The sequence below is a fragment of the Prochlorococcus marinus str. MIT 9515 genome (assembly GCF_000015665.1).
In the GTDB taxonomy this organism is placed as follows: Bacteria; Cyanobacteriota; Cyanobacteriia; order PCC-6307; family Cyanobiaceae; genus Prochlorococcus_A; species Prochlorococcus_A marinus_P.
Window position 1 is genome coordinate 1,093,061 of sequence record NC_008817.1, and the last position, 18,260, is coordinate 1,111,320.

Below are 18,260 nucleotides of genomic sequence, written 5' to 3' on the forward strand. Positions count from 1 at the left end.
TTTGTCTTTTTTATTTAGGGGGTAGGAATAAATGATGTAATTGTTAAAATAACATTGCAGATTGCAAAAAAAGCTCCCTTATTTTACTTGCAGAGGAAATTAAATAAGATATGAAGAAAGATTTGGATACAAAAATAAGGATACAACTCATAAGATTTTTATCTAAATAAATTATAAATTTCTAAAGTTTATTTTTCTACAATTTCTTCAAAAAAAAAGATCTACTTTACTTGATAAACTTTAGATCGCCCATTACATTTTCTCACTGCCCAAGGGATAGTGGTATCTATACTCTCTTGTTCTATACAAATGTTTTGATAATTTGCCCAATTCTTCAATGAGATTAGATTGAAAGCAATAATACTGAAAATCAGTATTAGTAATATTAAACAAATGCTTATAAAATATTTAAAAAATTTTTCATCAAAAATATTCATTTTTTATTAAATTTTAATCTTGTTTGCATTTTGAGATTAACAAATAAATTTTAATGACACATTAAAAAAGGAAATTTTAAATTATTAACTTGTTTATCTCAAATTAAAACGTATTAATTAATTAAGAAAACAATTTCTTTTTTCAAAATGCCTTCTTTATTAACACTTTTTTTTTATATTCTTGCTGGAGCAGGTTTAGGAACTTTAATGATCTTCACAGGCATTCCCGCTGCTTCTTTATTGGGAGCTATCATTGGAGCTGGAGTTTTAAGTGCAAGTGGTCTAATTGATGTTGCAGTTTGGCCATTAGGTACTAAAACAGCACTGGGGATAGGAATAGGAACTGTAATAGGCACTGGTATTAACCAAGAAACTTTAAGCGAATTACAAAACTTGTGGAAGCCAGCATTGATAATTACATTTTCCTTATTAATAACTGGACTTTTAATAGCATTTCTAATAAGTAAATTTCTAGGAATTGATACTGCCATTGCAATATTAGGTTCGGCTCCAGGAGGGACAATTGGGATGAGCTTAGTTGGATCTGAGTATGGAGTAGGCGCTTCAGTTGCTGCTTTACACGCGGTCAGATTAATAACCGTTTTATTACTAATTCCTGCTCTTTTAAATTTACTTGGTTTAAAAGATGGTATTAATACTCCTTAATTAAATTGACTATATTATTTTCTAATTATCAATGGCATAATATAAGAGAGCTTTTAGAAAGAGAACAAGAATACGATTAACAGTAACTATTTTTCCTTTTTAAGATATAGAAAATTTCTAATAAAATGATTAAATTTAAAGATGGTTTTTCAAGCGAAAGTTATTATCCAGATAGTAATTATAATCTTGAAAAGAACAATACTTCTATAGAGACTCCAGTTTCAGAAAATCAAATATCCAATATGGGTGAATTTTTTGAATGGCCAAATACCTATTGGTTTATTGCAGAAAGAACAAATGGTAGGTTAGCAATGATTGGCTTTATGGCTGTAATTATTAACTACACCTTATTTGGATGGATAGCATATCCAATCCTTTAAATAAATATGGAATTTTTTAAGGAGCTTTGGCATAATCAACCAATTACAGTTCTTGGTGTAGGTGCAACAATAGTACTATTGGTGATGATTTATATCAGATTACTCAATATATATAAGTAATTATTGATAGTCGAAGGTACTTTAGAGAGGATAATGACCCTATTTTTTTCATGTCCATTAATACATTTCTTTTGCTGTTATTAGTTATTGCAAATTACACAAACTTATTTTTAAATATAAAAAATAGAAGAAGATGAAATGCTTACTACTTGCACCTATTTATTAAATGAATAAATCACCGCTTGAATAGCTATAGTAATTGCTCTCTTTGTCATTGGTTGATGTCTTATTGCATATTTTAATGTACAGAGGAAACCACATATAGACCAAAGTAGAATTAGCACAATAAAAAAGAGGGGTTTATCCCTCTCAGTTTAGATCGAATCCAAATCAGTTTTATTTATTCTTCCGGGGTCAAAGTAGGTACACCTTCTACTGAAGCCACAGCAACCCACATAACTGCTGAAGAATCACCATTATTAGCCATTGTGTGAGCGGGAGTATTTGCTGAGAGAACAAATGAATCTCCTTCCTTAAAGGTTTTACTAATCCCTTTCTTTTCAGCAAGCGTTAATTCACCGCTTTCAATATGACCTAGTAAAGGAGCTGGATGAGAATGTATTGGTATAGTTGCTCCATTTTCAACTTCTACTCTAATCAAACGCATTTCAGCTTTTCCTTTTGGATACTTAAAATTATCACCATCAATATTTTTTGAAGAGGTGAAAATTTCTTGAACATCAACAGGAGATTCTGCAGCGATAGTAATATTTGGGTTAATAAGCATTAATGCAAAAACTAATGCTATGAATAAATTCTTGATCATGAATTTGAATTTATAGAAAATTATTTAGACTTATGTTATTTATTTTTTAAATATCTGTCAGTATTTGATTTAACTATTTAATTTTTTGTTAGTTGACTGTTAAACAATACAAATATAAGATCGATCTTGAAAGACATTATTTAATCGACTTATTTAATAAGAGAAACTAGGTCGTCCAATCGAGAGCTGAGGCTATATATTTTAAAGGCATTTATCTGTACGATATTGAGACTCAAACTCGTTCCAGCTAATTATATAAACCCTACTCATTTTGTGAAAATATTGACTAATCTCAGATTAACAAAAGAGTTCTTTAGGAGAAATAGATCGCAGGTTCAAATCCTATCGACCCGAATCTTAGAATCCAATTTTTAGAAAGGTTTCCCAGCCTATCTTTTTTTATTGGTTACATTTTAGAATAATCCTAATGAGAGAAATTTTGCTATGCCTTGCAATACTTTTCTGTCTGAAGTCGCTTACTACAGAAAAACTCTTAAATAAGTAATAAACAAACAATCGTTCCAATACTAAAAATTAAACTCCAACCCTGAGAATTAATTTTCATTTATTTTTTACTTAATCTCTTCCATGGATACTACGGAAATTACCAAAAAATTCGAACTGCTCTCTATTTATACCCAGATTCTGTATAAGCTTTGAAGTTGTAAAAAGCCCCATTCTAAAAGTTGATTTACTTGAAAGAGTAAATTGATTGTTTTTTGAATTTGCCATAAATCAGATAAAACATAATTACATATATAGTAATTATTTTGCTTTTAAATATCTATAAACTTGAAGGATTACCCTCTTAACATTCTAATTAATTTCTAATTTTCCTCATAAAACTATTCGTTTAATTAATTCCTATTTGAATTACTGAAATCAACTTTTTCAAATTGATTAAAAGTAAAAAATCTTTTCATAAATAAGCTTTTAGCCTTAATCAACTATCTAGGAAATGATAAATATTTTTTGTTAAGCAAAAATTAATCAAATATTTCAAGAAAATAAAATTTCATTAATAATGAAAAAAAGGAACTTCTTCAACTTGTCGTGGAGCATAATCACAAATACCAAATTGCATACATTCAATTTGATCATCAGTTAATTTCCTATCAATTGAGAAGATCTCAAGCAAACTACCAATAAATTTTTGAATTTTATGTTTAATGGGATTCCCGCAAGTCATAATTAACCTCCTATGATCTAACAGTTTTATAGTATTAGTGATAGGAAAAAATCAAGAGTGGTAATACCTAAAATAAAAATCCTCAATATAATAGGGTTTAAATATTTCACTATATTCATAATCAGTATTTTTGCTCTATAAAATTCTAATCATCACCTCTAAGTTAAACCCAATGATTGAGGTTTAACTTCATGAGTAAGTACAAGACGAAATACTTTAAAAAAACAAAAAAAATCAATCACACCATTTGGTTAGATAAATTAATAAATCAACTTGAAACAAAAAGAAGGGAGTTTGATCATGAATACATTTAGAGACAAACACTTCAAAAATGGATTGAACCCTAAGAATTCTTTTTATTATTGTCTTCGTAGTTGCGAACTCAAAAGCACTTATGAAAATTCTATAGAGGAATGTGTGGAAAATTGTGAACTTAAACTATTACCAAAGAATCTCGATTGCTAAAAATTAAAAGCTTTTGTCTGTGATTATTCTTTGGAATATTAAATACTAAAATAAATACTTCAAAATTAACTAATCTTGTTTTTTATTTTAGATTGACTGTCAAAAACTAATTGCCACTTAATTCTTATCTACCACTTCTCCTCCATGCTCTCTCGCTATTACATCTAAACACCTAAGAATATCTTTATCTTTTAAAAGATCTGTTTGCTTCAAATAACTAAGAAGAGTTCTTATTTGATCAATTGTGTTTTCCTGTAATTCTTGCATAATTAAAAATTTATTGCCATCTGCCAGTAAGGATAGCAACCAACAGATTTTTCTCTAATTAATTGTAATTTTCTGGAATTTAGTTTAACTACTATTCCATCTGTTGGATATTGAGTAAATAGTTTTTTTTCAGCCCATTGTTTTCTATACATTTCAACTTGAGTTAAATACTTTAAACTCTTATATTCTGGAATTGTAAAACCCAACTTCTTCAAATACACCAAAGAATCATGTTCATTTAATCTGCCATTAATTATCTGAAAGCCACAAAAGCTGAGATGATCGTTTTTACTGGCTTCATTCCGAAGATAACCACCTGCCTTTCTTTGAGAATAAGTTGGCCTTTCATTTTCCAATGGGGCAAAGAGCTCTCCTCTCACTTGGATTAAACCTTTAACTTTTATCTCATTTGGAACATCAAGAATCTCTTTTATTTTGTTAGTAACATCATCACCTTTTCTTGAAATTGCTTTTATTAATTGGCCATCAATATATTGAATACCGATTGCGCAACCATCAATTTTAGGTTCAATAATTAATCTTGTATTTGGCAATAATCCTTCTAAAAATTCTGAAATTTTATCTTTTGGCAATGATGGTAAAGGTAATATTGATTTTTTATGAAAGTAATTAGCTTTTGGATTTACTCGATATAAATTAGCTTCTAATTGATCGAATTGGACATCACTAATTAAAGGAGTTCCCATTCTATAATTATGGTCATACCATTCAATTCTTTCTTCTAAATAAATTGTCATATATTTCTTAGCACTTTAAAAAAGAATCTAATTACCTCTTATTTTAGATCGACTGTCAATTAATTATTTCCTCTTAAAGATGAACTTAATATAAGGAATTATCAAATTAAATTTATGCTTAAATATTCCAGTTCTCATTAAATTACACATGTATTATTCAGAAACTAAAGTGATAATGGGTGGGCTAGCCCATATTCCTATCTTGATTTTCATAGTAAATTTTATTAAAGGTAAGTTTATAGCCATAGCAGAGAAAGTAAAAATAGTTGAAAGTAAAAAAGAGGCAATAAAAATAAAAGAGAGCGAAGTCAAAGCGGAACATCCATAAAGGGTAGAAAAAGTTAAAAATAAAGAGGAATTTATCCCTCAAAATTCCCGATCCACCAGAGAAAAAACTTTTTATGGGAAGGTTTATCAGCCTGTCTTTTTTATTTCTTTCTATTAAGGGGGATAATATAGCATAGATTATTCAACACCTTCGATACCTTACTTTCAAATACCGCTCTATATGAGTAAGAGAAAACATGAAATAAAAACAAATATTACTCACATTTAAGAAATGAAAATCAACCTGAAATCTCCCTAAACGAGTAAAAAATCTAAAACAATATTTGGTATTCGTTTAATAGATACAGGAATTATGGTTATTTCAAAAAAGCTTGTAAGATATTCAAAAGGATAATGCATTTAAGGGTACAAAAATTGAACTTTAAAAATAAATAAAAAAATATCCTTTATATTTTAAACGTAATTTATACCCATGCTCACATTATTCGTGAGCATTGAATTTATTTTACGTTCAAAGAATTAACTTAAAAATGGTATAAATTTGGCTTGATTAGAAATCAGATCTATTTTAATCTTCTATGAAATAATAATTAAAAAATGTTTGCAGCAAATCAAACTAAAAAAACAGAAATAGAACTTCAAAAGAATATAAAAATTATAGATCCTTTAACAATATGGCTTATTAGGATTGCATGTTTATTGATAATTATTGTTTTTAGTGGTCTTTTAATAGGTCTTCCCATTGCAATATCAATTGGGCAGTCTTTAATTAATAACACCTTTTTAAACGCTAAAGAAATCTTGAGAAATCTTTTTGAAACATCACTAGCGTGATTTATGTGAAGACTAGAAATTGATAAAGCTACAGCAGCTAGTGTTAGTTTGATTAGTAAAATAATATAATCGGATGAAGAATTTGATTAATAACTATCTAAATACAGAATTTCTATAAGAGCATAAAAAATTTACAAACTACTAAACATTTTTTAAAAATCGTTATTTTTATCTTTGTCTTCCTTTTTTGCAATTCTTTTTAAAATTAATTATGAAAATTTATCTTCAGAAAGTCTTTTTTTAATCTTTACCCTTCCTACTTTTTAATAATTTAATTCAAATTGATTTTAATTTATTTTAACAAGACTAGGTTTTGCAAGTAAAGCTAAAAAGGATTTAAAGTCTCTACATAAAAAGAGCAAATTGGTAGCTAGAGTTTTGATAATACAAAAAATATATTTAAAAATAACTCTTAAATATATTAGTTTTTTTCCATCCTTCTTCTAATAATTTCTTATATTCTTTTCTCGCATCTTCAATACTTTCCACTCTGCTACCTTTGATTACTGGTTTACTTGCACTTTTATAAACACAACCATAACTAATCTCCATTGCATCAATACTTTGAGAGGGTTTAGAAACATCTTCAAATGGTTTGAATACTTTTATTCGATTTCTATTCTTATTTATCAAACAAAAAATCTCCATTAATCACCTTTGAGTCTTAATTCCGGGAAGCAATTAGCAATAATTATCAACTGATATACCTCCTCACTATCATAATTTTTATTTGGAACTCCACTTCCTACTTCTATTCCTTTAGCTTTCATCTTCTTTAAAATAAGATCTTGTCTTTCTTGGCTAGACATTGACTTATATTTTTTTATTCTTTCTTTTTTATCCAAAATTAAGAAAATTATCATTATTGTCTCAATAATATAAAGCAAGCTCCATTCTTGTGAGTAATCTTAATTAAATAAATTTTTTAATATAAAATAATATTTTTAATAAAATATCTATAAATCATGAAGGATTTCTTTCCTATTATTCCATATCTAAACTAAATGTCTTGCCTAAATTTAAGAAAGGATAAAAATTAATTAGAAGAACCAACTCCAAAGAATGAATTAGCAATAAATAACAAACTAAATGCAGTTAGAAATATTAATCCTATCCAACAAATACTTTTTAAGAAGAAACCGAATCTATGCTTAGTAGGGACTAAATCACTGTTGATAGTATCCATTGCCATCCATGCAAAAATTGGAGCAGTCAAAAAACTTCCTGTCATTGCTCCGAAAACAAAATCTTTAACCCCTATTCCACCCGACCTTGCAATTAATAATGCAAGCAATGAGGCAAATATATGCAAAACCATCCAGTTGCGAAAACGAGTTTTCTCAGATGATGATTCCATATGTCCCTTATCAGTACCTTTCAATAAACCTTGTATTGAAGAAATGCTCCTTGGATAGGCATCTAGACAAGTTAATGTTGTACTAAACATGGCTGCAAATGAAGCGGGAATAATTATCCACTTAGACCAATCTCCAATAGAGTTTGTATATAAACGAATTAATTTTTGAGCAAAGAAAACACCGCTACCTGAAAGCATTTCATCTCCAGTTCCATACATTGTTATCGCGCCGAGAGTTACAAAGAAAATTGCTGTAACAACGGTTATTAAGTAACCAAGATTAAAATCAAATTCTGATTCTTTAACATTTGGTTTATAATTTGAATCCTTAGATCTTGAGAACATCCATAAGGAGGGCCACACACACAGTTCCACAGGACATGGCATCCATCCCATCAAGGGTATTAAAAAACTCAAATTTGATAATTTCCATGGACTTATCTTTGGTTCAATCCAACTAACTGAGAGTGATTCATTAAATGAGCCTTTTGATAAAAGGGATATGACAGCAAATAAAGTTAGAAAGGTTAATAAAGCCACAAGAAATTTAGAAATCCTATCAAGGGCTCTATATTCCCCAAATAATAGAATCAAACCACAAACAATAAGAATTCCAATGGATAAATCCATTGCAGGAAAGTCAGAAAATAAGGGTATAGAAGTTAGAAGAACGCCAGAAACAAAACTTACAGCCGCTATAGTAAAAGTACCTGTTATCAAACTAACAATTACGAATATCGGTAGATAAAGAGAATTTTTCTCTTTAAATCCCTCCAGCAAAGATTTGCCAGTGCTTGAAGTGAAACGTGTACCGACTAGTAAAAAAGGGTACTTTAGTAAATTTGTAATTAAAATTAGTCCAACCAATCCAAAACCAAATCTTGCACCAGCAGTTGTTGATGACAAAAGATGTGATCCTCCTATTGCTGCTCCAGCTAATAAGATTCCCGGCCCAAGACTTTTTTGTATGCCCTGCTTTGTTAAATCCATTTATAATGTCTTTTGATGAGATATTCAAGCCTATCTAATTATCTTCATTCAAATCAGAATACTCAATTTCTTTTGTTTCTAGGTTTGAAGATGGATTTAAGTAATTAATCTTAGATTTATCTATCGCCACTAATAATCCTCCAATTAATGATAGATTTCGAGTAATCGCCATTAATTGAAATGGTACTAAGTGAAAAATAATTGTAGTAGGGACTAAAAAAATAAGAAGCAGCGTACAAGCAAGTTTAGTTTTTTCTGAAAAGATCAAAAGAACTGTACCGCTTATCAAAAGAACTATTGCTCCAATTAACATAACTATTGAAAATGATTCGGGGAATCCTCTGCTAGCTATGTAATTAACTTGACTACCAAAATTTGTAATTTTTCCGGGTATTGCATTTACAAAAATTGCGCTTAGCAATAATTTACCAAGAAAATTTAAAGAATAGAATTTTCTTAAGTCCATAAAAAAAAGTTTCGGTTAATACATAAATAACGTTCTTTCTTTTTATTTTCAAGTTATTTGACTTTTCTAAATAATTAAGAAACTGCCTTAAAATTAAAAATCATCTTGGGACTCTAAGTAATTAATGAAGTAAACTTAAGAATTAATCCTTTATCATTAGAACAATAAATTAACAACTATTATATGAATGCTAAATCAATCTATTAAAGTCATTACTTTTTTCGTGAAGTCAATTAAATTTAAAATAAATAAAAGGTAACTTTTTCAAAATGGCTACCAGAATAAATAAATATTTAAGTGAAGTAGGTTACTGTTCAAGAAGAGTAGCAGATAGATTAATTGAAGAAGGAAAAGTAACCATTAATGGTAAAATTTCAGAAATAGGTACCAAGGTAAAGGAAGATGATCAAGTAGAAGTTGAAGGAATAATAATAGATAAACCAACTAAACAAAAATATATATACTTAGCCTTCAATAAACCTGTAGGAATTGTTTGCACAACCGATAGAAGAGTTGAACCTGACAATATAATAGATTTCATCAATTATTCTACAAGAATTTTCCCCATTGGAAGATTGGATAAGAACAGTGAGGGACTTATTTTTTTAACTAATGATGGTGATATCGTAAATAAAATACTTAGAGCAAGAAATAATCATGAAAAAGAATACATAGTAAGCGTTAATCGCCCGATTAATAGAGACTTTATTCATAACATGAGTAATGGAGTTAAAATATTAGACACCATTACTAAGAATTGTTTCGTAAAACAATTGGGGGTAAAAAAATTTAAAATCATACTCACTCAAGGACTAAACCGTCAGATTAGGCGAATGTGCGAGTCATTGGGCTACAGAGTACAATCTTTAAAACGTATAAGAATTATGAATATTAAGTTAGACATCCCAACTGGAAAATATCGCGAATTTACCAAAGATGAACTCTTAGAATTAAGTGGATTACTTGAAAACTCTTCAAAAACATTTAACTAATTAAAAGTCTCTCTTTGTCGAGAGTTTAAAATTTTTTAATTTCAATTTTCTCCAAAACTATCAAAGAAAAAATTTTTTTTATTCTATCAGTAATAAAAAATCAGACTATCAAAGCTTTTACAAAGAGTTTTGAAAGATTAATTTTAATTTCCACCTTCTCCAAAATTATAGGAAGGCGATGTATCTTGACTTTTAATCTTTACTCCATTAATAACTTTATTAGAAATATTTTTTAATTCGCTACCTGTAAATTTAAATCCTGAATCATTCGCAATTTTGGCAATCTCATCTGCAGTTCCAACGCTCATAACTTGATTAAGAAAATTTTTGTTTTTTTGTATTTCAATTAAAAATTTTTTTATTTGGTCTTCTGACACCAGAAATATAATGTGACTAATATCAATAATAAATTCTTTTCAAAAAATTTTAATAGTCTCAATTAAAAAAAAAAACAAAAGTTTTTAAATAATGTATAAATTTTTTCTTTTCAATGTAAATATCTTATTCTTGTCTCAAAATTTTGGAGAATCAGTTAATTTTAATTGCTCGCACCGCTATGCTTTAATCTGTTAATTATTTATTGATTGGCAAAAAAAATCGTTATTAAAAAGAATCAATTATGGAATCATCTCAAGAGATAATTTTAATCGCTTTAGGATTACTGATTGTAATCTTTGCAGGAACTTTAGCATTAAGACTTGGTATAAGTTTAAAGGATTAAAGGAAATGAACTTCAAATCATTATTTCCCTTAATTGTTGGATTATCATTCTGGATATATGGAAACATACTTTTGGTAATTAAGCTGCAGACAAAAAAAACTAAGATGAAAATTACAGATAAAAAATAAACTAAATTAAAAGGTCTACCCATTCAGGAAAATAATATAATAAGTACTTGAATTTGAAACAAAAGCGACAACATAAGTAAAGAAATTTACGATGACTTTTTCCATTATTACTGTTAGAAAATAATCAAAATATTCTTTAAATAATGTCTTTAGGAATTTATTTGATTCCAATTTTGGTTTTAGGTTCAGTTTATCTTTTCAGATCAATAATGGATCTTATTCAAAAGAAAAAATAAAAATTTATTAACTATGAAAAATTCAAAAAATAAATTAAACTCTCAAAATAAAGAATCAGAAAGAACAAGGGGGGGATCCACCTCTCAAGATTCGCTTGACGAGAATAAATCTTCTGCAAAAGAATATCTAAAGAAAGTTCAGATTAAAGAGCGTTTTCATTTAAATTCACTCATAACAAAAAATATATCGCTTTTTACTAAAAATCCTAATTATAAAATGTTGGCTTGGCTTATTGTTCAGCTAATAATTTTTTCATTATTTATTTTTGCAGTTAATATTTTCAAAAAGAATCTTATACCTTATTTCAATTCATAGATTTTAGGAAAGGGTTCAATTTTATTCTGGAAATTATTATTAAAAAAAAAAAATTGCAAAGTAATATCTTAATTTGTTTTTTCTATTGTCCATCTATAACCACCTTTCCTGTTATTTTCTCGATAACAAATTCCAATTAAATCACCGTTTTTTCTTCTCAAAGAACACTCTATTCCATCTGGAGTTTTGTAAAAACTTGAGGAATTAGGACAAACCTCTTCACCTTCTTGATTCATTTTTTCAATAATTAATGCCCAGACTTCTTTTAAATCATTATCCTTGAAAGTATTGAATTGCATTTTAATTATTTTTATAAACAATATAAAGCTATCAAAAAATCTTTAAATTTAATCTTTACTGATTTCTATATCATTACCTACATTCTTAAATGATTAAATTTACTTTTCCATATTCTTTAATATTTCCTTAAAAGTATTGTTAAGCTCCAACTCTGCGAATTAATTTAAATTTAATTATTCAAAAGATACTGCTTAGTCTACTTTTTCTTAATTTGCTCAATCACAAAAAACCTAAGCAAATTTAGAAGGTATGTCATGATAATTACCTTTTAATCTCTCAGAGAATAAAAAAGCTAAATTAAAACTTATTTTAATAAATTATCATTCTATCTAACTACTACTTTACCGCCATAACCTAAAGCAATTGAATCTAAAAGTTTAAGAACGTCGTCATCTTTAACATGCTCCCATTTCTTCCAATATTTAAGTAAATCATTTAATTTTGCTCTTGTTTCTTGAGTAAATTCTGAAAGTTCCATAACTAATAGTTAATTGCCATACATATTAGTTATGCTTGCTTAAAAATTATTTCGCAATAATTGTAATTTTCTTAAGCTAGTTTTATTATTAAAAGAGGCGAAATTAAAAATATTTCTTATTTATTTTATTAGTAATTATTAAATATAGATAATTACCCATTCCAAGTAAAAATAAATCTAATTAGATTTGGCAAGGCGGAAAAGTTTAAGACAATATTTCCATCTAATTACTAAAAAAGAATTTATCCCTCCAATATATATCGGCTAGTGATTTTAAAAAGAACCAATAAAAGATAATAAATATTATTTTTATTGAGTATAGAGAATCAATACATCATCTATTGGTAATTGAGTATTAATGTTTTTGCCTATATTAGCCCATTCAATTAATTCTTCCTTTGTTAAATTATAAAATCTTTTTGAAAAGCAAGTATTTAACATATCTGGTAATACTCCAAAAATTTCAAAGATATCTTTTTTGCAATAAATATCCTTAAGGTCACAATAATGCCAAGTACTTTGTTCATCTTTAGAAAATCTTTCATAGATAGCTTCTGGGATTATTACTTCTTCTGTCCAATCATTTTCTATATCTTTATTATCCTTTTTAAGATCATCTTCCTCTCTCTTTCGCAGATTTTTTAACCAGTTATTAATTTCAAAGTGATCATCCATAAGTTTTAATCTTTTTTAATAATCTTAAAAGTTAGAGATACCAAATCATCAATTAAAACTAGACTTGGGATCAAAGAATCTATTGAAATATTATTTGCTAAAAAATTGATTTAGCTCTATTAGCTCTTCGTATAGTTTTCTTCAAAATATGATTTTTTATGGAAAGGTCAGATATTGCATAAAGAGTTAAAAAGAATACTGCCTTTGCAAAAATTGAGATTTGCATAATAAAGAGAAACTTATTTATATGGAACCAAATCACGACAGATAAGCAAGTCCTCAACTTATTTAAGTACTACTTAATTAATAATCCAAAAAAAAAAAAGCTTATTAACATTAGCTTAAAAATTTTTTAATCTTAAAAAATTAACCTTGGATTTCATCCGAATTTATTACCGATTATGGGAGCAGATCCTTAATTTTTATCAAAGTAATAATTAATCTTCAAAAATTTAGGGTTATCGGTGATTTGAGGTTAATAAGCCAAAAGTGAATTTACTTATAAATTTGTAAATCTAATAATTTTAATTATAAAAAGATTCCTTTACTCTGTATAAACATATGAAAAGCAGGATTATGAAGATATAGATCATAAGAAGCTTTAGCTAAGAAAATCATTAAACCTGAAACAGCCAGAAAAATTATCTGATCTTTTGAGGCATTATCAAAATTAAATTTTTTTGAAGAAAATGTTTTTGCTTTCATAATTAAATTTAGCTCTAATTATGGTTTAGCAAAAATAATTAAGATGATTTTAAAAATATATATTTTTTTTATATTCTAAAAGAAAAATCTTTGGCTAATTATTTATTACTTCTATATTTTTGTGTATAGATATAAATTATTATTTTATTATTTATTCGAAACTGGTTTTCTCCAAAATCTAATAAGAAATTATATTCCTTTGAAATCTTGAATTAAAATTCCATAATGCCGATTATAATCATCATCTTTATTTTGATCTGAAGAAATTATCTCACCAACTTTTAATCCAAGAATAAGATAGTAAACCCAAATAAAAATATCACCTCCATCTAAATATGGAAACCAACTAAAGATAAGTCCAAGTAATAATCGAACTCCTGCTCATATGATTTCCATTGTTATAAAGTCTCATAGAAAAAGTATTGAATGAAAAAGAAGAGGGGTCTAATTAAGTTATCAAAAGACTGTGATATTTATCTCTCATAAAGTTTAAGATCATTAAAAAAAAATTTATTAATCACAATTTTCTCTAGATAATTTTCAGACTCTATTTTTCTTTGTTTATTTTTATCTTCATTATGTAAATTAAAAACCTTTTATTTTTAGACAAATCTTATTGCTGCAGAATATTCCTGTAATATGCATTTAATTAATTTTAATTTTCATTAAATAAAATATTCTGATAGATAAATAATTATTATGAAGAGGTAAAAATAACTTTTACCTAAATAAATATATATATATATATTCTTGGTATGAAAATTAATACATTAAAAGGTTTCGAAAATTGTTGCTTATCTAAAAATTTATATATAGATTTGAAAAAGAAGCTTTTTATTTAATAAAAAATATCTTTTCAAATATGGTCCATTCAACATTAAATTTTATGGCTTATATCTTGATCAATACTTTTTCTATATTTTCAAGTTTGCTTCCTGCATTGAATGAAAAAAATCTTCCATGGATTGATGTTATTCATCCTATTGTAGTTCATTTTGTAATTGCAATGGCTCTAGGCGCTGTAGTATTTGATTTTGTTGGAATAATATTCAAAAAACCTAATTTATATGAAGTAAGTTTTTTAAATCTAACCGTTGCAACAATTGCTATCTTTATTGCTATTGTGTTTGGTCAAATTGAAGCTGGACTAAGTAATCCATATGGAGTCTCAAGAGATATTTTGAACTATCACAGCACAATAGGATGGTCCTTAGCGGGGGTACTCTCGGTCATTACAGGATGGAGATATGTTTCAAGACAAAGCAATCCTCAAGTCCTGTCAAAAGGTTTTGTTTTTGTAGATTTAATTTTAGCCGCCTTAGTTTGTACTCAAGTGTATTTAGGAGATATGTTGGTTTGGATTTATGGATTACATACAGTTCCAGTTGTTCAAGCTGTTAGAGAAGGATTATTATGATAATTTTTAATAATTATCTTTTTTTTCAAATAGGTGGTTTAAAAAGTATTTACAGCCTTTTCTCTCTTTTAATAAAATCACCAATTAGTGAAATATCAGATAAATTAGGGCCAAATGATTTGCCTTATAAAATTCCATTACATCCAAATCTTGTTCATTTAACTATAGGTTTATTTGCTATTGGAATATTCTTTGATATTGCAGGAGCATTTTATCCTTTTGAGAAAAGAATTCTGAGATTTCTTGCTTTTCCAGTAACAAGAGTGGGATTTCATGATGTTGGTTGGTATAACATTCTTGCGGCTTCCTTTATAACTTTCTTTACAGTTGCAACTGGTTTTTTTGAAATGTTGCTCGCAGTTCCAATACCTGAAGTCAAAAGTATTTTAGGTCAAAGTGCGATTTCTACAATGCTATGGCATGCCATAGGCGGAGTGGCTATTTTATTTGTAATGATTTCGATGACTATATGGAGAGGTTATCAAAGATTTGTTTTTAGGAAGGATTTCGGAAGACAAGTCTCTTGGTCTTATATATTTTTAGGAGCCTTGATTTTAATTTTGATGGGGCTACATGGCAGTTTAGGAGCATGGCTTGCAAGCGATTTTGGAGTTCATATTACGGCTGACCAACTTCTTGTAAGAGGAGAAGATCTTAATCAAATATTCCAATGAATACTAAAATAAGAAGATTAAAGAAAAAGAATTTTTCAAACACTTTTATAATAATTATTGCAGTATTACTAAACTTGCTAGTAAGTCTATTAATGGGTTATTGGTCTTATAGTTGGTTACCAATACAAGCCTCAGAGGCTGCTCATTATGTAGATAATCTATTTGCATTTGAAACCACTATTGGTACTTTTATCTTTCTGGGCTGTACAGGAACAATGGCTTGGATTTTAGTATTCAATAGAGCTCCTAAGTATGACGAAAGCAATGGTGAACCTTTAGAGGGAAATTTAAAACTTGAAATTATATGGACAATAGTTCCTCTTATTTTAGTTTTAGCAATATCAATATATTCAACAGGTGTTAATAATAAACTTGAAAACTTAGGGTCAAAAATAAAATATGATTTCGGCTCAGAGGTACCTTTTGTTGAGGAGAAAAAAGTTTTTGATTATGGACCTATTGACGTGATTTCAAGGCAATGGAATTGGGAGTTTGTTTATCCAAATGGAATACATAGTTCTGAATTACATTTGCCCGTTAATAAGAGATCAAATTTCAGATTAATAACAGAAGATGTAATTCATAGTTTTTATGTCCCAGCATTTAGATTAAAACAAGATATTATTCCTGGAAGTGTAATTACATATTCGCTTACACCTACTAAAGAAGGTGTATATAGATTGAGAGACGCAATGTTTAGTGGTGCCTATTTTTCACAAAATCAAACAAATGTAATCGTAGAGTCTGAAGACATTTTTTTACAATGGATTAATGAGACTGTAAAAAAAGAACCTCAAAATGGATTAAATCCTGCTGGCCGTTTGTACGATAAAAGGCTAAGAAATGGTAATAGAGGTTGGGCGACAGTTAAACCTGCTCCTGATCCAAAAGTTAATGAGGTGGGTTTTGAAGAAAGACCCCATGATAGTTGAAATTTCCTATGACAATTGTTAATTATGATCCAAGATTAGTTAAAACTAAAAATCCCTATCCCAAAGGGCCCAATGATTGGAAAAGGTTTTTTAGTTTTAATACGGATGCAAAAGTAATTGGCATTCAATATATTGTCACAGCTCTTTTTTTCTTATTAATAGGTGGTCTTTTAGGGATGTTGATTAGAGGAGAGTTAATAACACCACCATCAGATCTTTTTGATCCAACCGTTTACAACGGTCTGTACACTATGCACGGAACAATCATGCTTTTTTTGTTCCTATTCCCTATTTTAAGTGGTTTAACAAATTTACTTGTACCTCCCATGATAGGAGCGCCAGATATGGCTTTCCCAAAACTTAATGCCTTAGCATTTTGGCTAGTCCCAGTTTTCTCAATAATACTTCTTTTAAGTTTTTTTGTTCCTGGAGGGCCGGCCTCTTCAGGTTGGTGGTCATATCCCCCTATAAGTATTCAAAATCCTCTTGGAAAAATAATAAATGGGGAAATGTTATGGATAATAGCAATATCTTTATCTGGGATTTCTTCGATCATTGGTGCTGTCAACTTTGTCACAACAATAATAAGAATGCGAGCCCCTGGGATGGGATTTTTCAAGATGCCAATTTTTATTTGGACTGTATTAGCAGCTCAATTATTACAATTACTTGGATTACCTGCCTTAACTGGTGGAGCGATAATGTTATTTTTTGATCTAACATTTGGAACAAGTTTTTTCAGAGTTGAGGGGGGAGGAGACCCTGTTTTGTTTCAGCATTTTTTCTGGTTTTATTCTCATCCTGCCGTCTATGTGATGGTTTTACCTGTATTTGGAATATTTTCTGAACTTTTTCCTGTTTATTCCAGAAAACCTCTTTTTGGATATAAATTTGTTGCTATCGCTTCTTTTGGTATAACTATTCTTTCATTAGTTGTTTGGGTTCATCACATGTTCTATACAGGCACACCAATGTGGATGAGAAATTTATTTATGTTTACTACTATGCTCATTGCTGTGCCTACAGGTGTAAAAGTATTTGCCTGGATAGCTACATTATGGGGCGGAAATATTAGGTTAAGTACACCCATGCTTTTTTGTTTGGGGGGATTATTTAATTTTATTTTTGGAGGAATCACTGGCGTAATGCTTGCAACAGTGCCAGTAGACATTCATGTTGGAAATACATATTTTGTTGTTGCTCATTTTCACTATATTATTTTTAATACCATTGCTTTTGGAATATTTGCAGCTATTTATCACTGGTTCCCAAAATTTACTGGAAAGATGTTTTATGAAGGTTTAGGAAAAATTCATTTTACTCTTACTTTTATAGGAGCGACTTTAAATTGGTTACCGCTTCATTGGGCTGGTTTATTAGGAATGCCGAGAAGAGTTGCCTCTTATGATCCTGAATTTGCAATTTGGAATGTACTAGCAAGTATTGGAGCTTTTATTCTTGGAGTTGCCTCTATTCCTTTTATTTTAAATATGGTTAGTTCATGGGTTAGAGGTAAATCAGCTCCCCCAAATCCTTGGAAAGCTATAGGGCTAGAGTGGCTACTCCCCTCTCCTCCGCCTCACGAAAATTTTGAAGAAGATATTCCAACGGTTTTAAATGAACCTTATTGTTATGGCTTAGATAAACCATTCGTCGAAGATGAGAAATTTTATGTAGAAAAGTCACTCAAAAAACATTAAAAA

25 protein-coding genes are annotated in these 18,260 nt (G+C 28.6%); 11 read left to right on the forward strand and 14 right to left on the reverse strand.

Going from position 1 to position 18,260, the window contains the following annotated elements; translation table 11 throughout:
* The first annotated feature begins 584 nt into the window (after positions 1-584).
* Together P9515_RS05990 and P9515_RS09770 are read left to right on the forward strand one after the other, a co-directional pair.
* Positions 585-1,103 carry an AbrB family transcriptional regulator gene (locus tag P9515_RS05990; RefSeq protein WP_011820546.1) on the forward strand — a complete coding sequence of 173 codons (519 nt, stop codon included), beginning with the start codon at positions 585-587 and terminating at the stop codon, positions 1,101-1,103.
* Positions 1,104-1,228: 125 nt separating this feature from the next.
* Positions 1,229-1,483, forward strand: a complete 255-nt coding sequence (locus P9515_RS09770; protein ID WP_011820547.1) for a chlorophyll a-b binding domain-containing protein — start codon at positions 1,229-1,231, stop codon at positions 1,481-1,483.
* A 460-nt stretch (positions 1,484-1,943) separates the two neighbouring features.
* On the opposite strand, the gene P9515_RS06000 is transcribed toward P9515_RS09770, so the two are convergent.
* The 5 genes from P9515_RS06000 to P9515_RS06005 form a co-directional block, all read right to left on the reverse strand.
* The gene (locus P9515_RS06000) at positions 1,944-2,369 is read right to left on the reverse strand and encodes a cupin domain-containing protein (protein WP_011820548.1); all 426 of its coding nucleotides are present in this window, start codon (positions 2,367-2,369) and stop codon (positions 1,944-1,946) included.
* Positions 2,370-2,945: 576 nt separating this feature from the next.
* Positions 2,946-3,101: a hypothetical protein gene (locus tag P9515_RS09775; RefSeq protein WP_011820549.1), complete on the reverse strand. Its 156-nt coding sequence runs from the start codon at positions 3,099-3,101 to the stop codon at positions 2,946-2,948.
* 286 nt (positions 3,102-3,387) lie between these two features.
* Complete coding sequence (locus P9515_RS09780; protein ID WP_011820550.1) at positions 3,388-3,558, reverse strand: hypothetical protein; 171 nt, start codon at positions 3,556-3,558, stop codon at positions 3,388-3,390.
* 582 nt (positions 3,559-4,140) lie between these two features.
* Entirely contained in the window at positions 4,141-4,290 is a 150-nt protein-coding gene (locus P9515_RS09785; RefSeq protein ID WP_011820552.1) for a hypothetical protein, read from the reverse strand.
* A gap of 2 nt (positions 4,291-4,292) precedes the next feature.
* Positions 4,293-5,048, reverse strand: a complete 756-nt coding sequence (locus P9515_RS06005; protein WP_011820553.1) for an NAD-dependent DNA ligase — start codon at positions 5,046-5,048, stop codon at positions 4,293-4,295.
* Between the two features lie 148 nt (positions 5,049-5,196).
* On the opposite strand from P9515_RS06005, the gene P9515_RS06010 reads away from it, so the two are divergent.
* The gene (locus P9515_RS06010) at positions 5,197-5,376 is read left to right on the forward strand and encodes a hypothetical protein (protein WP_011820554.1); all 180 of its coding nucleotides are present in this window, start codon (positions 5,197-5,199) and stop codon (positions 5,374-5,376) included.
* A gap of 557 nt (positions 5,377-5,933) precedes the next feature.
* Positions 5,934-6,170 (forward strand): hypothetical protein, encoded by a 237-nt coding sequence (locus tag P9515_RS06015; protein ID WP_011820555.1) that lies wholly within the window; start codon positions 5,934-5,936, stop codon positions 6,168-6,170.
* Between the two features lie 399 nt (positions 6,171-6,569).
* Here P9515_RS06015 and P9515_RS06020 read toward each other — a convergent pair whose 3' ends face one another.
* The 4 genes from P9515_RS06020 to P9515_RS06035 all read right to left on the reverse strand — a co-directional run bounded on the left by P9515_RS06020 (position 6,570) and on the right by P9515_RS06035 (position 8,983).
* Positions 6,570-6,818, reverse strand: a complete 249-nt coding sequence (locus P9515_RS06020) for a DUF1651 domain-containing protein (protein WP_011820556.1) — start codon at positions 6,816-6,818, stop codon at positions 6,570-6,572.
* Complete coding sequence (locus tag P9515_RS06025) at positions 6,818-7,015, reverse strand: hypothetical protein (protein ID WP_041710739.1); 198 nt, start codon at positions 7,013-7,015, stop codon at positions 6,818-6,820. Before P9515_RS06025 ends, P9515_RS06020 begins: the two co-directional genes overlap by 1 nt.
* Positions 7,016-7,206: 191 nt before the next feature.
* Entirely contained in the window at positions 7,207-8,517 is a 1,311-nt protein-coding gene (locus P9515_RS06030; protein ID WP_011820558.1) for an NRAMP family divalent metal transporter, read from the reverse strand.
* Positions 8,518-8,551: 34 nt separating this feature from the next.
* Positions 8,552-8,983, reverse strand: a complete 432-nt coding sequence (locus tag P9515_RS06035; protein WP_011820559.1) for a DoxX family protein — start codon at positions 8,981-8,983, stop codon at positions 8,552-8,554.
* Positions 8,984-9,252: 269 nt separating this feature from the next.
* Here P9515_RS06035 and rluF point away from each other — a divergent pair, with 269 nt between their 5' ends.
* Positions 9,253-9,975 (forward strand): 23S rRNA pseudouridine(2604) synthase RluF, encoded by a 723-nt coding sequence (rluF, locus tag P9515_RS06040; RefSeq protein ID WP_011820560.1) that lies wholly within the window; start codon positions 9,253-9,255, stop codon positions 9,973-9,975.
* Between the two features lie 143 nt (positions 9,976-10,118).
* Here the strand turns inward: rluF and P9515_RS06045 are convergent, their stop codons facing one another.
* Positions 10,119-10,352 (reverse strand): Nif11-like leader peptide family natural product precursor, encoded by a 234-nt coding sequence (locus P9515_RS06045; protein ID WP_011820561.1) that lies wholly within the window; start codon positions 10,350-10,352, stop codon positions 10,119-10,121.
* A gap of 242 nt (positions 10,353-10,594) precedes the next feature.
* On the opposite strand from P9515_RS06045, the gene psaM reads away from it, so the two are divergent.
* Positions 10,595-10,696: a photosystem I reaction center subunit XII gene (psaM, locus tag P9515_RS06050; protein ID WP_041710626.1), complete on the forward strand. Its 102-nt coding sequence runs from the start codon at positions 10,595-10,597 to the stop codon at positions 10,694-10,696.
* Between the two features lie 377 nt (positions 10,697-11,073).
* Complete coding sequence (locus tag P9515_RS06055; protein ID WP_011820562.1) at positions 11,074-11,376, forward strand: hypothetical protein; 303 nt, start codon at positions 11,074-11,076, stop codon at positions 11,374-11,376.
* Between the two features lie 68 nt (positions 11,377-11,444).
* Here P9515_RS06055 and P9515_RS06060 read toward each other — a convergent pair whose 3' ends face one another.
* The 4 genes from P9515_RS06060 to P9515_RS09795 form a co-directional block, all read right to left on the reverse strand.
* On the reverse strand, positions 11,445-11,675 hold the full coding sequence (locus P9515_RS06060) for a hypothetical protein (RefSeq protein ID WP_041710740.1): 231 nt from the start codon (positions 11,673-11,675) through the stop codon (positions 11,445-11,447).
* A 326-nt stretch (positions 11,676-12,001) separates the two neighbouring features.
* Positions 12,002-12,154: a hypothetical protein gene (locus tag P9515_RS09790; RefSeq protein ID WP_187146018.1), complete on the reverse strand. Its 153-nt coding sequence runs from the start codon at positions 12,152-12,154 to the stop codon at positions 12,002-12,004.
* 309 nt (positions 12,155-12,463) lie between these two features.
* Positions 12,464-12,829 (reverse strand): hypothetical protein, encoded by a 366-nt coding sequence (locus P9515_RS06065; RefSeq protein ID WP_011820564.1) that lies wholly within the window; start codon positions 12,827-12,829, stop codon positions 12,464-12,466.
* Between the two features lie 528 nt (positions 12,830-13,357).
* On the reverse strand, positions 13,358-13,534 hold the full coding sequence (locus P9515_RS09795; protein ID WP_011820566.1) for a hypothetical protein: 177 nt from the start codon (positions 13,532-13,534) through the stop codon (positions 13,358-13,360).
* 886 nt (positions 13,535-14,420) lie between these two features.
* On the opposite strand from P9515_RS09795, the gene P9515_RS06070 reads away from it, so the two are divergent.
* The 4 genes from P9515_RS06070 to P9515_RS06085 are packed head-to-tail and all read left to right on the forward strand — an operon-like array spanning position 14,421 to position 18,257.
* The gene (locus tag P9515_RS06070) at positions 14,421-14,951 is read left to right on the forward strand and encodes a DUF2231 domain-containing protein (protein WP_041710742.1); all 531 of its coding nucleotides are present in this window, start codon (positions 14,421-14,423) and stop codon (positions 14,949-14,951) included.
* On the forward strand, positions 14,948-15,625 hold the full coding sequence (locus P9515_RS06075) for a DUF2231 domain-containing protein (protein ID WP_011820568.1): 678 nt from the start codon (positions 14,948-14,950) through the stop codon (positions 15,623-15,625). The genes P9515_RS06070 and P9515_RS06075 overlap by 4 nt, the downstream gene beginning before the upstream one ends.
* On the forward strand, positions 15,622-16,557 hold the full coding sequence (locus tag P9515_RS06080; RefSeq protein WP_011820569.1) for a cytochrome c oxidase subunit II: 936 nt from the start codon (positions 15,622-15,624) through the stop codon (positions 16,555-16,557). Before P9515_RS06075 ends, P9515_RS06080 begins: the two co-directional genes overlap by 4 nt.
* Positions 16,558-16,565: 8 nt before the next feature.
* Positions 16,566-18,257, forward strand: a complete 1,692-nt coding sequence (locus P9515_RS06085) for a cytochrome c oxidase subunit I (protein WP_011820570.1) — start codon at positions 16,566-16,568, stop codon at positions 18,255-18,257.
* Positions 18,258-18,260: the final 3 nt, after the last annotated feature.

Bases quoted from the DNA above. Each gene is read 5' to 3' on its own strand.
- P9515_RS05990 (WP_011820546.1), top strand. From the start codon at position 585: ATGCCTTCTTTATTAACACTTTTTTTTTATATTCTTGCTGGAGCAGGT.
- P9515_RS09770 (WP_011820547.1), top strand. From the start codon at position 1,229: ATGATTAAATTTAAAGATGGTTTTTCAAGCGAAAGTTATTATCCAGAT.
- P9515_RS06000 (WP_011820548.1), bottom strand. From the start codon at position 2,369: ATGATCAAGAATTTATTCATAGCATTAGTTTTTGCATTAATGCTTATT.
- P9515_RS09775 (WP_011820549.1), bottom strand. From the start codon at position 3,101: ATGGCAAATTCAAAAAACAATCAATTTACTCTTTCAAGTAAATCAACT.
- P9515_RS09780 (WP_011820550.1), bottom strand. From the start codon at position 3,558: ATGACTTGCGGGAATCCCATTAAACATAAAATTCAAAAATTTATTGGT.
- P9515_RS09785 (WP_011820552.1), bottom strand. From the start codon at position 4,290: ATGCAAGAATTACAGGAAAACACAATTGATCAAATAAGAACTCTTCTT.
- P9515_RS06005 (WP_011820553.1), bottom strand. From the start codon at position 5,048: ATGACAATTTATTTAGAAGAAAGAATTGAATGGTATGACCATAATTAT.
- P9515_RS06010 (WP_011820554.1), top strand. From the start codon at position 5,197: ATGTATTATTCAGAAACTAAAGTGATAATGGGTGGGCTAGCCCATATT.
- P9515_RS06015 (WP_011820555.1), top strand. From the start codon at position 5,934: ATGTTTGCAGCAAATCAAACTAAAAAAACAGAAATAGAACTTCAAAAG.
- P9515_RS06020 (WP_011820556.1), bottom strand. From the start codon at position 6,818: ATGGAGATTTTTTGTTTGATAAATAAGAATAGAAATCGAATAAAAGTA.
- P9515_RS06030 (WP_011820558.1), bottom strand. From the start codon at position 8,517: ATGGATTTAACAAAGCAGGGCATACAAAAAAGTCTTGGGCCGGGAATC.
- P9515_RS06035 (WP_011820559.1), bottom strand. From the start codon at position 8,983: ATGGACTTAAGAAAATTCTATTCTTTAAATTTTCTTGGTAAATTATTG.
- rluF (WP_011820560.1), top strand. From the start codon at position 9,253: ATGGCTACCAGAATAAATAAATATTTAAGTGAAGTAGGTTACTGTTCA.
- psaM (WP_041710626.1), top strand. From the start codon at position 10,595: ATGGAATCATCTCAAGAGATAATTTTAATCGCTTTAGGATTACTGATT.
- P9515_RS06055 (WP_011820562.1), top strand. From the start codon at position 11,074: ATGAAAAATTCAAAAAATAAATTAAACTCTCAAAATAAAGAATCAGAA.
- P9515_RS06060 (WP_041710740.1), bottom strand. From the start codon at position 11,675: ATGCAATTCAATACTTTCAAGGATAATGATTTAAAAGAAGTCTGGGCA.
- P9515_RS09790 (WP_187146018.1), bottom strand. From the start codon at position 12,154: ATGGAACTTTCAGAATTTACTCAAGAAACAAGAGCAAAATTAAATGAT.
- P9515_RS06065 (WP_011820564.1), bottom strand. From the start codon at position 12,829: ATGGATGATCACTTTGAAATTAATAACTGGTTAAAAAATCTGCGAAAG.
- P9515_RS09795 (WP_011820566.1), bottom strand. From the start codon at position 13,534: ATGAAAGCAAAAACATTTTCTTCAAAAAAATTTAATTTTGATAATGCC.
- P9515_RS06070 (WP_041710742.1), top strand. From the start codon at position 14,421: ATGGCTTATATCTTGATCAATACTTTTTCTATATTTTCAAGTTTGCTT.
- P9515_RS06075 (WP_011820568.1), top strand. From the start codon at position 14,948: ATGATAATTTTTAATAATTATCTTTTTTTTCAAATAGGTGGTTTAAAA.
- P9515_RS06080 (WP_011820569.1), top strand. From the start codon at position 15,622: ATGAATACTAAAATAAGAAGATTAAAGAAAAAGAATTTTTCAAACACT.
- P9515_RS06085 (WP_011820570.1), top strand. From the start codon at position 16,566: ATGACAATTGTTAATTATGATCCAAGATTAGTTAAAACTAAAAATCCC.